This window comes from Pseudomonas sp. BF-R-26, from assembly GCF_019947395.1.
GTDB classification, from domain to species: domain Bacteria; phylum Pseudomonadota; class Gammaproteobacteria; order Pseudomonadales; family Pseudomonadaceae; genus Aquipseudomonas; species Aquipseudomonas farris.
On record NZ_JAGYGK010000004.1, the window covers coordinates 40,021 to 53,040 of the forward strand.

The 13,020-nt window shown below is 60.7% G+C and carries 12 protein-coding genes; 9 read left to right on the forward strand and 3 right to left on the reverse strand.

Going from position 1 to position 13,020, the window contains the following annotated elements:
* Nucleotides 1-57 precede the first annotated feature (57 nt).
* From KGB18_RS06265 to KGB18_RS06300, 9 genes are all read left to right on the forward strand, one after another.
* Nucleotides 58-1,380, forward strand: coding sequence for an MFS transporter (locus KGB18_RS06265; RefSeq protein ID WP_123722988.1), 1,323 nt, complete (start codon nt 58-60; stop codon nt 1,378-1,380).
* Nucleotides 1,381-1,555: 175 nt separating this feature from the next.
* Nucleotides 1,556-2,548, forward strand: a complete 993-nt coding sequence (gene araD1, locus KGB18_RS06270; protein WP_123722987.1) for an AraD1 family protein — start codon at nt 1,556-1,558, stop codon at nt 2,546-2,548.
* A gap of 10 nt (nt 2,549-2,558) precedes the next feature.
* Nucleotides 2,559-4,139 carry an aldehyde dehydrogenase (NADP(+)) gene (locus KGB18_RS06275; RefSeq protein WP_123722986.1) on the forward strand — a complete coding sequence of 527 codons (1,581 nt, stop codon included), beginning with the start codon at nt 2,559-2,561 and terminating at the stop codon, nt 4,137-4,139.
* Nucleotides 4,140-4,336: 197 nt separating this feature from the next.
* Nucleotides 4,337-4,633, forward strand: a complete 297-nt coding sequence (locus KGB18_RS06280; protein ID WP_038984082.1) for a DUF5629 family protein — start codon at nt 4,337-4,339, stop codon at nt 4,631-4,633.
* Complete coding sequence (locus KGB18_RS06285) at nt 4,626-5,795, forward strand: lactonase family protein (RefSeq protein WP_187326502.1); 1,170 nt, start codon at nt 4,626-4,628, stop codon at nt 5,793-5,795. Before KGB18_RS06280 ends, KGB18_RS06285 begins: the two co-directional genes overlap by 8 nt.
* A gap of 155 nt (nt 5,796-5,950) precedes the next feature.
* Nucleotides 5,951-6,130 carry a hypothetical protein gene (locus KGB18_RS06290; protein WP_095194921.1) on the forward strand — a complete coding sequence of 60 codons (180 nt, stop codon included), beginning with the start codon at nt 5,951-5,953 and terminating at the stop codon, nt 6,128-6,130.
* Nucleotides 6,131-6,336: 206 nt separating this feature from the next.
* Complete coding sequence (locus tag KGB18_RS29845; protein ID WP_261984319.1) at nt 6,337-6,462, forward strand: hypothetical protein; 126 nt, start codon at nt 6,337-6,339, stop codon at nt 6,460-6,462.
* Nucleotides 6,463-6,577: 115 nt separating this feature from the next.
* Nucleotides 6,578-6,790 (forward strand): hypothetical protein, encoded by a 213-nt coding sequence (locus KGB18_RS06295; protein WP_123722984.1) that lies wholly within the window; start codon nt 6,578-6,580, stop codon nt 6,788-6,790.
* Nucleotides 6,787-7,044 (forward strand): hypothetical protein, encoded by a 258-nt coding sequence (locus KGB18_RS06300; protein WP_123722983.1) that lies wholly within the window; start codon nt 6,787-6,789, stop codon nt 7,042-7,044. The genes KGB18_RS06295 and KGB18_RS06300 overlap by 4 nt, the downstream gene beginning before the upstream one ends.
* Before the next feature lie 331 nt (nt 7,045-7,375).
* Here KGB18_RS06300 and KGB18_RS06305 read toward each other — a convergent pair whose 3' ends face one another.
* From KGB18_RS06305 to KGB18_RS06315, 3 genes are read right to left on the reverse strand one after another with little or no spacing between them, the layout of a single operon-like run.
* Nucleotides 7,376-7,972: a glutathione S-transferase gene (locus tag KGB18_RS06305; protein ID WP_123722982.1), complete on the reverse strand. Its 597-nt coding sequence runs from the start codon at nt 7,970-7,972 to the stop codon at nt 7,376-7,378.
* Nucleotides 7,969-11,610 (reverse strand): AAA family ATPase, encoded by a 3,642-nt coding sequence (locus tag KGB18_RS06310; RefSeq protein WP_123722981.1) that lies wholly within the window; start codon nt 11,608-11,610, stop codon nt 7,969-7,971. Before KGB18_RS06310 ends, KGB18_RS06305 begins: the two co-directional genes overlap by 4 nt.
* Nucleotides 11,607-12,851, reverse strand: coding sequence for an exonuclease SbcCD subunit D C-terminal domain-containing protein (locus KGB18_RS06315; protein WP_223569544.1), 1,245 nt, complete (start codon nt 12,849-12,851; stop codon nt 11,607-11,609). Before KGB18_RS06315 ends, KGB18_RS06310 begins: the two co-directional genes overlap by 4 nt.
* Between the last annotated feature and the right edge of the window lie 169 nt (nt 12,852-13,020).

Consider the following 13,020-nt stretch of genomic DNA (forward strand, 5'->3'; position numbering starts at 1 on the left):
TTTCTGCGAGAGGCGTCCCCCGAGGTTCTATAACAACAACAATCGGAGACCGAACTCATGAGCCAGGAACTGCGGCTTATTCGTCGCATCACGCTGAAACTGATTCCCTTCCTGATCCTGCTGTACCTGATCGCCTATGTGGATCGCTCCGCGGTCGGTTTCGCCAAGCTGCACATGGGCGCCGACATCGGCCTGGGTGACGCGGCTTATGGCTTGGGTGCCGGGCTGTTCTTCATTGGCTACTTCCTGCTGGAAATCCCCAGCAACCTGATGCTCGACCGCTTCGGCGCCCGGCGCTGGTTCGCGCGGATCATGGTCACCTGGGGTGCCATCACCATCGGCATGGCGTTCGTCCAGGGACCGAACAGCTTCTATGTGATGCGCTTTCTGCTCGGTGCGGCCGAAGCCGGGTTCTTCCCGGGCGTTCTGTACTACATCACCCAATGGTTCCCGATCCGCCATCGCGGCAAGATCCTCGGGTTGTTCATCCTTTCCCAACCCATCGCGATGATGATCACCGGCCCGGTGTCCGGCGGCTTGCTGGGCATGGACGGCATTCTTGGGCTGCACGGTTGGCAGTGGCTGTTCATCGTCATCGGTACACCCGCGATCCTGCTGACCTGGCCAGTGCTGCGTTACCTGCCGGATGGCCCGCAACAGGTGAAATGGATGGACCAGTCTGAGAAAGACTGGCTGACCGGCGAACTGAAAAAAGACCTGGAGGTGTACGGCCAGACCCGCCACGGCAATCCGCTGCATGCGCTGAAGGACAAACGCGTGTTGCTGCTGGCGCTGTTCTATCTGCCGGTGACCCTGAGCATCTACGGTCTCGGTTTGTGGTTGCCGACGTTGATCAAGCAGTTCGGTGGCACTGACCTGGTGACCGGGTTCGTGTCGTCGGTGCCGTACATCTTCGGGATCATCGGTTTGCTGATTATTCCGCGCAGTTCCGATCGCTTGAATGATCGCTACGGTCATCTGGCGGTGCTGTATGTGTTGGGCGCCATCGGTCTGTTCCTCAGCGCCTGGCTGACGGTGCCGGTGCTGCAATTGGCGGCGCTGTGCCTGGTGGCGTTCGCGCTGTTTTCCTGCACCGCGGTGTTCTGGACCTTGCCGGGTCGCTTCTTCGCCGGTGCCAGTGCGGCGGCGGGGATCGCGTTGATCAACTCGGTGGGCAACCTCGGCGGCTACATCGGTCCGTTTGTGATCGGTGCGCTGAAGGAATACACGGGCAATCTGGCGTCGGGGTTGTACTTCCTGTCCTGCGTGATGGTGTTCGGCCTGGTGCTGACGGGTGTGGTTTATCGGCTGCTGGAGCGTAAGCATGTGCTGCCGGCCGATGAGTTTGCGGCTAGCGCTCGCGGTGCTACCCGCACCTGACACGAAATAGGCAATCACCACCGACCCTGTGGGAGCGGCGGTGCGACGATTCGACTTGCCCGCGATAGCAATCTGCCTGGCACCTCAATGGTGAATGTGCCGCCGTCATCGCGGGCAAGCCCGCTCCCACAGGGGCCTGCGTTGTTTTGAAGTTTTGCGTTAACAGGAGAAAATCATGCGTTTAGTTCAGTTCGAATTGAGTAACGGCGAGCGCCGTGTCGGCGTGGTCGAGGACGGTCTGGTGTGCGAAGTGCAGGATGCGCGCTCGGTGCGGGATCTGGCGCTGGCGGCGATCGAGGCGGGGGTCAATCTTGAGCAGCAGGTTCAAACCCTGGGGTTGGGCATCAGCCACGACTACTCAGCGCTGCTGGCCAATCTGCAAATCCTTCCGCCGCTGGATCACCCCGACCCGGCGCACATGCTGGTCAGCGGCACCGGCCTGACCCATTTGGGTAGCGCTTCGGCCCGGGACAAAATGCATCAGCAGGCCGGCGACGAAACCGCCATGACCGACACCATGCGCATCTTCAAGTGGGGCGTGGAGGGCGGTAAACCCGCGACCGGCCAGGCTGGCGTGCAACCGGAGTGGTTCTACAAGGGCGACGGCAGCATCGTTGTGCGACCGGGCAAACCGTTCCCGCTGCCGCCGTTCGCCGAAGATGCCGGGGAGGAGCCTGAACTCAGCGGTCTCTATGTAATCGGCCACGACGGCAAACCGTATCGCCTCGGTTTCGCGGTGGGCAACGAGTTCTCCGATCATGTGATGGAGCGCAAGAACTACCTTTACCTGGCCCATTCGAAATTGCGCAGTTGCAGTTATGGCCCGGAGCTTCGAGTCGGCGAATTGCCCCAGCATCTGGCAGGCACCAGCCGGATCCTGCGCGATGGTGAAGTGCTGTGGCAGAACGAATTCCTCAGTGGCGAAGCGAACATGTGCCACAGCCTGGAAAACCTCGAGTACCACCATTTCAAGTACAGCCAGTTCCTGCGCCCCGGTGACGTGCACATTCACTTCTTCGGCACCGCGACCCTGTCTTTCGCTGACGGCATCCGCACCCAACCGGGTGATGTGTTCGAGATCAGTCAGGCCGAGTTCGGCGCGCCCTTGATCAACGGCATTGAGCCCGTTGAAGCGGCGTTCGAACCTGGCACCGTCGGCACACTTTAAGGAGACACCCATGACCCGGATTTTTGGTCACAACTACATTGGCGGTCAGCGCAGCGCTACCGGCACCGTCAAACTCCGGAGCGTCGACGCCAGCACTGGCGAGGCTTTGCCTCACGATTTCTATCAGGCCACCCTTGAAGAAGTCGACGCCGCCGCGAAGGCCGCCGCCGCTGCTTACCCGGCCTATCGCAGCCTGAGCGCTGAGCGACGTGCGCAATTCCTCGATGCGATTGCCGATGAACTGGACGCGCTGGGCGATGACTTTGTCGCCGTGGTCTGTCGCGAAACCGCATTGCCGGCCGGTCGTATTCAGGGTGAGCGTGGTCGCACCAGCGGCCAGATGCGTCTGTTCGCCAAGGTGCTGCGACGCGGTGATTTCTATGGGGCGCGGATTGATCGCGCGCTGCCTGAACGTACGCCATTGCCGCGTCCGGATTTGCGTCAATACCGCATCGGCCTCGGGCCGGTCGCGGTGTTTGGCGCGAGTAACTTTCCGCTGGCGTTTTCAACGGCTGGCGGCGACACCGCTTCGGCATTGGCCGCCGGTTGCCCGGTGGTGTTCAAGGCCCACAGTGGCCATATGGCAACCGCTGAATGGGTGGCCGACGCCGTGATCCGCGCCGCCGAGAAAACCACCATGCCGGCCGGTGTGTTCAACATGATCTACGGCGGCGGGGTGGGTGAAGCGCTGGTCAAGCACCCGGCGATTCAGGCGGTCGGTTTTACTGGTTCGCTGAAGGGTGGTCGTGCGCTGTGCGACATGGCCGCAGCACGTGCGCAGCCGATTCCGGTATTTGCCGAGATGTCGAGCATCAACCCGGTGATCGTGCTGCCTCAAGCGCTGGAAGCTCGGGCTGAAAGCGTCGCCCGTGACCTCACTGCATCGGTGGTGCAGGGTTGTGGGCAGTTCTGTACCAATCCGGGGTTGGTGATCGGTATTCGTTCGCCGCAGTTCAGTGCGTTCGTGCAGCAGGTGGCGGGGCTGATCGGCGATCAACCGGCGCAAACCATGCTCAATGCCGGTACGTTGAGCAGCTACGGCAAAGGCCTGCAGAAGCTTCTCGCGCATCCGAAGATCGAGCATCTGGCGGGTAACCCGCAACAAGGCAATCAGGCGCAACCGCAACTGTTCAAGGCCGATGTCAGCTTGTTGCTCGATGGCGATGAAGTGCTGCAAGAGGAAGTGTTCGGCCCGACCACGGTGTTCGTCGAAGTGGCGGATCAGGCGCAACTCAGTGCCGCGTTGAACGGCCTGCATGGGCAGCTGACGGCAACGATCATCGGTGAGCCGGCAGACTTCGAACAATTCGGCGAACTGACGGTGTTGCTGGAGCAGAAGGTCGGGCGGATTCTGCTCAATGGCTATCCGACTGGCGTGGAAGTCTGTGACTCAATGGTTCATGGCGGGCCGTACCCCGCGACTTCCGATGCGCGCGGCACCTCGGTGGGCACCTTGGCCATCGACCGATTCCTGCGCCCGGTGTGCTTCCAGAACTACCCCGACAGCCTGCTGCCGGAAGCACTGAAGAATGGCAATCCGCTGCGCATCCAGCGCCTGGTCGATGGCAAGCCATCGCGCGATGCGCTCTAACGATTGAACGCAATCCCTGTGGGAGCGGACTGTGGCGAGGGGGCTTGCCCCCGTTTGAGTGCGTAGCACTCACAAAATCTTTGGTACATCAGAGATTTTGGGGCTGCTTTGCAGCCCAACGGGGGCAAGCCCCCTCGCCACAGTCTGTACCCACATTGAGCTATCATTGCCTCTTTCCCATTCAAAGATTGACTGCCATGACTGCCGTAAACGACACCTTGATCAACGCTCTCGAACACTGCGACATGCTGGAGATCGACGGGCTGCACGCGTTCGACTTTTCTCTCGATGAAGACGATAACCTGCACATCGAATGCATGGACGGTCGGGCGCTCAAGCGCTGGGAGTTCAGCGTGGCGCAGATCGCGGCGGCAACGTTTGATCCCGACTTGAAGAGCTGGATCATTACCGGCGATTCCGGCGAGCACCGGTTGGTGCCCATGGAAGCATTCGGCGGTGGTGACGACGAGGACGAAACGAATGAGGATGCGTAACTTCTGGCCACTGTTGATGGCCGGCAGCGTCGGTGCGATGGGCGTGCAGGCGGCACCGGCCGACAGTTACGAGTTGCTGGTGGGCTCCTACACCGCCGGCCAGAGCCAGGGGATTTATCGCCTGAACTTCGACAGCCGTACCGGGCAGATTGACGCCAAACCCCTGCAAGTGGTGAAGAGCGCCAACCCGTCCTGGCTCGCCGTGTCCAAGGACCAACAGCGCCTATTCGCGGTCAACGAAAACGGCCCGGGGCAGGCCGATCCGGTAGGGCGTGTCAGCAGTTATGCGATTGATCCAAAGACCCATGAATTGAGCCTGATCAGTCAGGCGCAAACCCTGGGCAACGAGCCGACGCACTCGAGCGTCAGCGGCGACGCCAGTCACGTGTTTGTCAGCAACTACTCGGTGGCTGAAGACCCGGGCGGCACCTTGGCGGTGTTGCCGGTGGGCACCGATGGCAAGCTAAAACCTGTCGTGCAGATGAGCAGTCATCAGGCCAGCCGGGTCAACCCCGAGCGACAGAAGTCGGCGCATGTGCATTCGGTGATTTCATCCCCGGATGGCCAATACGTGTTTTCCAACGACCTGGGGGCGGACAAGATCTTTGTCTATCGCTTCGATCCCAAGGCCAATCCGGAACTGCCATTGACCGCCGCCAATCCTGCGTCCGTCCAATTGCCACCCGGCAGCGGGCCGCGACACTTGCTGTTCAGTGCCGATGGCAAGCACGCTTGGCTGACCATGGAAATGAGCGCGCAGGTCGCGGTGTTCGATTACCGCGACGGCAAGCTTGAGCAAACGCAGTTGGTCGATCTGGCGGCGGGTCTGCCGACATCGGGCAAGGCAGCGGCTGCGCTTCACGCCTCGGCCGATGGCAAGTTCCTTTACGTCAGCAACCGTGGCACCACCAATCAGTTGCTGGTGTTCGCCATCGACCCGGCGACCGGGCACCTCAAGGAGCTTCAGCGTCGCTCCGTGGACGGTGATCACCCGCGCGAGTTCAGCCTCGATCCGAGTGGCAAGTTCGTGCTGATTGCCAACCAGAAGAGCAACCAGATTGTCGTCGTCGAGCGCGATACCAAGACCGGTCTGTTGGGTAAAACCGTGCAGAAACTGTCGATGGATGCCCCGAGCGATCTCAAGTTCCTGGTGCGTCAATAGACCGCAGGCCCCGGTTGATGGGGCCTGCAACCTTCTATTAATGAGACTGATATCGGCTAATGCTACAAAGCATTTCAAGGCGCCGACCCTCGGGAGTTAAGTTTGCTTCACGGCCCCACCGGGCAAGCAAGCCAACTGAATCGAGGAATACCGCCATGAACTTCAATCTCTTCTCTGTCATCGCCGCTTCCGCAATCTCTGCCACCGTTGCACTGCCCGCCAGCGCCAACGTTGAAATCAGCGACAAAAAATCCCACGCCCAAAGCTATACCCAGAAATACCTGCAACAGAGCGCCAACTTCTACGCCGCGCTGGATCACAAAGCCCAACACTGAAATGTAAGCCCTGCACCTTTTATGCAGGAGCGAAGTCACTTGCCGATCGAGCTATAAGCGCCGAAAAGCCCCGAAGTGATGTCGCTCCTGCATAACGCGTTTCCGACAGCATCATATTGCTATCAATGTATTGCTTGATATCACATGGCCATGAGTTTAAATTTGACGCTGATTTTTTGACTCCTTCCCCAATAAGGATCGACAGCATGGCGATGCGTCTGGCAGTGGTTCTCCTGTTTCTCTATTCAACCCCGATTCTGTCGGCAGCCCAGCCCGTTTCAAACGAGCCGGATGCGGCCCGTGAGCGCTTGATGAGCTTTATCGAGGACTGAAACACGCTGGGTTCATGATCAATAAAACTGATAGCTACTATGCATAAAGGTCGCTAGTGATCTTCTGTTTTTTGATCGATTCTGTGGGCACTGAAACATGCCCACGGAGAACACCATGGCCAGCGCAATCATCACTTCTGCCAAATACGGCGCCTACCTGGCGATCGGTCTTTACGTGGCCATGGTGTTGCTCGTCAGCCTTTCGGCTCAATCGCAACAAAGCCTTCAAGCACCGATCCAGGTCGCTTATCCCGCCGTTCAATTCGAACACCGCACGCAAAACTTAACGGTCGATCACGTCGACGTCGCGGGAGTGGTGGGGGCATGAAAGGACGCAGACTCTGGGTCATTGCCTTCCTGGCGTTCATGACCAATGGTGCTTCTTTGTTGGGGATCGGGCAGGGCTCGGCGGGGTCGGTGGCGCGGGCCATCGAATGCAATCACAACATCGCCCACAACATTCAGACGGCCAAGGCCTTGGGGTTGCTGGTGGGTAATCCGCCGATCAAATCCAATGGCGAATTCTTCGGGCCGTTCCAGGTGGATTGCTCGGCGTTGGGGATGTGCTCGGTATTGGCATGAATCCCCAATCCCCCCTGTAGGAGCGAGGCTTGCCCTAATGCCAGTCAGTTAAGCAAATTCAGCCGCGACGCACTCTTTGTAGCAGCTGGCGAAGCCTGCGTTCGGCTGCGTAGCAGTCGTGAATCCGGCTGATGCGGTCTGCCTGACACACCGCGACCTCTGATTTTACGACTGCTTCGCAGCCGAACGCAGGCTTCGCCAGCTGCTACAGATCGCATTCCCGCTTAACTGACTGGCATTGAGGCTTGCCCGCGAAGAACGATGACGCGGTTTACTTGAACACCGCAGTGGATTCTTCGCGGGCAAGCCTCGCTCCTACGGGGGGGATCGGTTATTTCTTCATTATTGATGTGAACAGGTCTGACTCGATGAAGCGCTGCAACCACGCCTGCAATCGCACATAAGGCGTCTGCCCGAACCACTCGCGATCCACGTGGGCGAATTGCCGTACGAACGGCATCAGGGCGATATCCGCCAGGCTCGGGTGCCCGGCCAGCAAGTAGTCGCGCCCCTCCAGCAAGTCATCCAGCTTGCGCAAGAACACCTCGCCCTCTGACCGGTAAAACTCCATTGGCTGCTCGGGATAACGCTCGGCGTACTTGTAGCGATTCAGGTGCACCTTGAACACCTGATCGTTCTCTTCGATCAGTGCGGCGCTGCGTTGCTGTCCTTGCGGATCATCCTTGAGCAACAAGTCCTGCGGATCGTTCTGCGCCAATGCCCAGCGCATGATTTCCAGGCTCTCATCGATCACCCGTCCATCCACATTCAGCACCGGCACCGTGCCTTTGCTCGACAGTGCGAGCATTTCGGCCGGTTTGGCCCTGAGGCTGACCTCGACGATCTGCACCTCACCCCCCGAATAGCGCAGCGCCATGCGTGCGCGCATGGCGTAGGGGCAGCGGCGGAACGAATACAGCGTATTCATTTCACCTCCAGCGTACTCAGGCCGTTGCCTTGGCGGTGGACCTGAATCTGTACCGGAATCCGTTCATGCATTTCCTGCACGTGGGAAATCACCGCGACCTTGCGGCCCTGAGCTTGCAGGCCGTCGAGGGCGTCCATGGCCAGTTGCAGGGATTCCGGATCGAGGCTGCCGAAGCCTTCGTCGATGAACAGCGATTCGATTTTCAGCGTGCTTGACGCCATCGACGCCAAACCGAGCGCCAACGCCAGCGACACCAGGAATGTCTCGCCGCCGGACAGCGAATGCACCGAGCGCAGTTCATCGCCCATCTCGGTGTCCATCACCAATAACCCGAGCATGCTGCCGCCGCGTTTCAAACGATAGCGCCGCACCAGTTGTCGCAACTGAACGTTGGCGTGATGCACCAGCAGGTCGAGGTTGTAGGCCTGGGCGATTTTGCGGAAGGTGTCGCCGGTGGCCGAACCGATCAATGCACTAAGCCGCGCCCAGCGTTGGTATTCGGTATAGGCGTCGGCGATCTGCTGCGCCAGCGCCTGATTGGCGTTCTGTCGACGCTGATCCTCGGCCTGTTCGGCGCGCAATTCGGCGCAGCGGTGCTCGCTGGCGGCGAACAGGTTTTGCAGCTCGGCCAGCGTCGTGGCCAGTTGTTCTGCATCGAGATTGCCGTTGTGCTGTGCCTGATGATCGAGCAAGCGTTGATCGCGCTCCTGCAACAGCACTTTGGCTTGCTCGATGGCTTTTTCGCTCTGCTGCAACCGTTGACGCAGTTCGCTGACCTGTTGGTCGTCGACGCTCAATAGATCTTCCAGTCCGCCGTCGTCCAGCTCTGGATGCTGCGCACGCCAGTCGGCGATCTTGCCGCTCAGCTCGCGATCTTCGGTTTCCAGGGCCTGCGAACGTTCCTGCTGCGCCTTGAGTTCAGCGGCCAGTTGCACCAACCGCGTACGCACGGTTTGCAATTCCTGATTGGCCGTCGCTTCGGCAGTGCGCGCTTGCTCGACGGCCTGATCCAGTTGCTGCTGCCACTGTTCGGCGCTGGCATGTTCGCCCAGCAGTTGCGTCAGTTTTTCCTGGCAAGCCTGTTGCTGTCCGGCCAGCGCCGTGAACTGCTGCTGCGCGGCGTCCAGCTGCTGGATGCGAGTCTGCTGACGGTCCTGTTCTTTCTCCAGCGACTGCTGGCGTTGTTGCTGTTCGCCGAGTTCATCGCGCTGCTGGTCGAGTTGTTCCAGACGCTGGGCGATCAGCCGGTCGAGCTGCATGAAGGTCGCGGCGGGTTCGTTGCGCAAGGCCTCGAGTGTGTCGGCCGGGAGCAGGGTGCTGAACGCCGCCAGTTCATCGTCCAGGCGTTTACTATCGCTGCTCAACTCGCGTTGCTGGTTGAGCAGGTGTTGTGTGGCCTGTTGGTTCGCTGCTTCGGCGCTGCGCAGTTGTTGCGCCAGGCGTGCGGCATCCTGTTGCAGGGTGAGCAGGGCGGTTTGTCGTTGTTCGTCCTGCGTGATGCTCTGGTTCAACTGGCTGCTTTGTTGCGTTAGCCAGGCGTCGCGTTTGCTGGCGTCCTGGGCCAACAGTTGTGCGGACAGCGGGTGCGCTTCCAGGCTCGGCGTCAGACCTTGTTGCTGAGCCGCGAGCTGTTCTTGCTGTTGCAGCAATTCCTTTTGCTGAGCAATCAAACCGCCGACTTCAGCGCGCAGATCGGTGAGTTTTTCCTTGAGCAGGTCGACGGCTTTCTGAGCGTTGGCCTGTTCGCTTTCATCATGCCGGCCGAGGCTTTGCAGCAAGGCTTCAGGCTGATGATAAGGATGGTCCGGGCTGCCACAAACCGGGCACGGCTGATCGTCCTGCAACTGCGCGCGCAGTTCTTCGACGCTGGCACTGCGCGCCAGACGCTGACGCTCCAGCAGTTCGCGGGTGACGGTCAGGGTCTGTTCGGCGACGCTCAGTTCGGCCTTGGTCTTCACGCCGTCCTGGGTCAGACGATCGCGAGCTTGCTGAGCGGCGAGTTGCCGCTGCTGAAGCTCGGCACCGCGCTTGTCCAGTTCCTGCTGGCTGGCCCACAGTCGCGTCAGCTCTTCAAAGGCTCGCAGTTGCTTGCGGTTGTCCTGTAGCAGACTGCCGAGGATCTGAATCTGCTCGGCCACCGCTTCGGGCTCGGCGCCGGCTTCTTTGTACAGCACCTCAAGGCTCTGGCGCTGAGTGGCCAGTTCCTCGGCGGCGCGGGCGGCGCTTTGCTCCAGGGCGGCCAGTTCGGCCTGGCCCTTGTTCAGGCGATTACCGATCAGCATCAGCTGTTGCAGGCGATCGCGGTAGGCATTCCAGGCATCGCTCAACGGCGCCAGATGGGTGCTTTGCTCAAGCTCACCGGCAATCCGCTGCAACCGTTCGGCGACCTGTTTCTGTTGGTCGAGCAAACCCTGAATCGTGCCCTGGCCCTGAGTGCAGGCCAGTTCCGCCTGCTGCTTGAGGTCGGCACTGAGGCTGGCGTCCTTGACCAGGCGGGCGAGGGCGCTTTGCTCTTCGAAGGCTTGACGCAGCAGTGGCGCGCTGGAGGTGTGTTGGCTTTGCGCTTGGGTCAGCGCCGTTTGGGCGGTGCTCAGGCTCTGTTCGAGTTGAGTCTGTCGCTCGGTCAGCTCGCTTTGCTGTTGCGTGTGTTGCTGAATCTGCGCCGCCAGCGGGGTTAGCTGAGCGGTGAGTTCGGTCTTGCGTGCGAACTGATGCCGTTGCGGCGCCAGTTGCTCCAGGCGGGTCAGCTTCAAGCGCTCGCCGGCCAGACTGTTCCAGTGTTGCTGGGCGGAGTGCAGTTGTTCGGTGGCGCTCTGTTGTGCGTCCTGCACCTGGCGCAGGTCCTTGAGCCAGGTGTGTTGCAACTCCAGCTGTTTGAGCTGCGCCTGCTGGGTCTTCAGTTGCTGTTGAGCGTCGTTGAAACGCTCATCGAGTTCGGCCCGGGCTTCCGGCGACAGCGGCGTGACCCCGGTGGCCTGATCCTGCAACAGCTTGTGGGCTTCGCGAGCTTCTTTGGTCTTGTCGAAAGCGCGGCGACCGAGACGGGTGTAGAGCGCGGTGTCGGTGAGCTTTTCCAGCAGTTCGCTGCGGTCGTTGTCATCAGCCTTGAGGAAGGCGCTGAACTCGCTCTGAGCCAGCATGACGGCGCGGGTGAACTGTTCGAAGTTCAGGCCCAGTGCGGCTTCGAGCTGAGCTTTGTATTCGCCTTTCTGGCTGGCCAGCAGTTGATCCTGATCGATGTCGCGCAGGCTCTGGCGACTGGCTTGCAGCTTGCCGCCGGCCTTTTCCCGGGCGCGATTGGCCTCCCAGCGAGCGCGATAGCGGCGACCGTCGATGCCGACGAAATCCACTTCCGCATAACCTTCGCCGGTGCCGCGGCGCAGGAGGGTGCGCGGGTCGCCGGTGCCGATTTCGCCATCGGCGTCCGGAACCTTGGCGTCGCGACCGGTGTTGTTCAGGCGCGGCACGGCGCCAAACAGCGCCAGGCACAGGGCGTCGAGCAGCGTGCTTTTGCCGGCACCGGTCGGTCCGGTAATCGCGAACAGACCGGCACTGGCCAAGGGCTCAGCGGTGAAGTCGATTTCAAACGGCCCGGCCAGGGAGGCGAGGTTTTTCAGGCGGATCGCGAGGATCTTCATGGCTGTTCGCTCTCCATCTGCACGTCTTGCAACAGCTCGGCGAAGTCCTTGAGCGTTTGCTCGTCGACCTCGCTGCCGTAGTTGTCCTGCCAGGCGCGGCTGAACAGTTCCTGGGGCGAAAGCTGATCCAGTTCGATCAAGGTTGTGCCGTCATCGACGCCGTCGCGGCTGCCGTTGCCGGCGTATTCGGCGGCAATCCGCACCAGTCGCACGGCTTTGCCTTGCAACGCCGTTTCCACTTGATGGCGCAGGTCCGGTTGCGGTTCATCGAGACGGACCCGCACTTCCAGCCACGGCTGACGCTGGATATCGGCGAGCAGGTCGATGTTGGGCAGATCGGCCAGTTGCAGCAGGATCTCCGCCAACGGCGCGGAGCCGAGGCGTTGCAGGTGGACGGAGCGCGGAATCAGGCGCGGTTCGACGCTGACCAATGTTTCGCCATCGAGCTGAATGTCGAGAATCTGATGCTGGTAATTGATCTCGGAGAACGACAAGGGAATCGGCGAGCCGCAGTAGCGGATGCGCTCTTCACCGTTGACCTTCTGCGGCTTGTGCAAATGCCCGAGGGCGACATAGCTGATGCTCGGCCCGAACAGGCTGGCGGGCAGGGCTTCGGCGTTGCCAATGATCAGGCTGCGTTCGGAATCCTCCGAAACCGAACCGCCGGCCATGTGCGCATGGCTGATGGCGATCAGCGCCTGGCCCGGCTTGCGCTTGGCGTTGGCCGCTTCGATCAGCCATTCATGGACCTGGCCGATGCCACGCAAATAGTTATCGCCCAAATGCGCACCGGTCACTTCGGCCGGGCGCAGGAACGGCAGCGCCAGGCACCAGGCGGCAATTTCGCCGCTGGCATCAGGCAACGGCAGCAACAGGCGTTCGGCATCCAGTTGGCCGTCATTGAGCCACAGCACGCGACCGAGGGCGTGAGTGCGCAAGCGCCGCATCAACGGCGCGGGCAGTTCGATTCGTGAGCCGGAGTCGTGGTTACCGGCGATCATCACGATGGTCAGCAACGGCTGCTGTTCGTGGGCGCTGACGATGAAATCGTAGAGGCGTTCCTGGGCTTTGACCGGCGGGTTGACCGTGTCAAAGATATCGCCGGCGATCAGCAGCACATCGGGCTGGTCCAGCTTCAGCTGGCGCAGCAGCCAGTCAAGAAAGCAGGCGTGCTCGAAATCGCGCTCCTGGCCGTGCAGGTTCTGCCCAAGGTGCCAGTCGGAGGTGTGAAACAGACGCAAGGCGTACTCCGTAGGAAATAAGGTAATGGTCGCGAAGAAAATGACAGCGACTAAAGGGAGGAGAGTTTACTGGCAAAAGGTCGGGAATGCAGAAGGGCAGAAAAGATCGCAGCCTTCGGCAGCTCCTACATTGGAATGGTGTACACCCGTAGGAGCTGCCGAAGGCTGC

Bases quoted from the DNA above. Each gene is read 5' to 3' on its own strand.
- KGB18_RS06265 (WP_123722988.1), top strand. From the start codon at position 58: ATGAGCCAGGAACTGCGGCTTATTCGTCGCATCACGCTGAAACTGATT.
- araD1 (WP_123722987.1), top strand. From the start codon at position 1,556: ATGCGTTTAGTTCAGTTCGAATTGAGTAACGGCGAGCGCCGTGTCGGC.
- KGB18_RS06275 (WP_123722986.1), top strand. From the start codon at position 2,559: ATGACCCGGATTTTTGGTCACAACTACATTGGCGGTCAGCGCAGCGCT.
- KGB18_RS06280 (WP_038984082.1), top strand. From the start codon at position 4,337: ATGACTGCCGTAAACGACACCTTGATCAACGCTCTCGAACACTGCGAC.
- KGB18_RS06285 (WP_187326502.1), top strand. From the start codon at position 4,626: ATGCGTAACTTCTGGCCACTGTTGATGGCCGGCAGCGTCGGTGCGATG.
- KGB18_RS06290 (WP_095194921.1), top strand. From the start codon at position 5,951: ATGAACTTCAATCTCTTCTCTGTCATCGCCGCTTCCGCAATCTCTGCC.
- KGB18_RS29845 (WP_261984319.1), top strand. From the start codon at position 6,337: ATGGCGATGCGTCTGGCAGTGGTTCTCCTGTTTCTCTATTCAACCCCG.
- KGB18_RS06295 (WP_123722984.1), top strand. From the start codon at position 6,578: ATGGCCAGCGCAATCATCACTTCTGCCAAATACGGCGCCTACCTGGCG.
- KGB18_RS06300 (WP_123722983.1), top strand. From the start codon at position 6,787: ATGAAAGGACGCAGACTCTGGGTCATTGCCTTCCTGGCGTTCATGACC.
- KGB18_RS06305 (WP_123722982.1), bottom strand. From the start codon at position 7,972: ATGAATACGCTGTATTCGTTCCGCCGCTGCCCCTACGCCATGCGCGCA.
- KGB18_RS06310 (WP_123722981.1), bottom strand. From the start codon at position 11,610: ATGAAGATCCTCGCGATCCGCCTGAAAAACCTCGCCTCCCTGGCCGGG.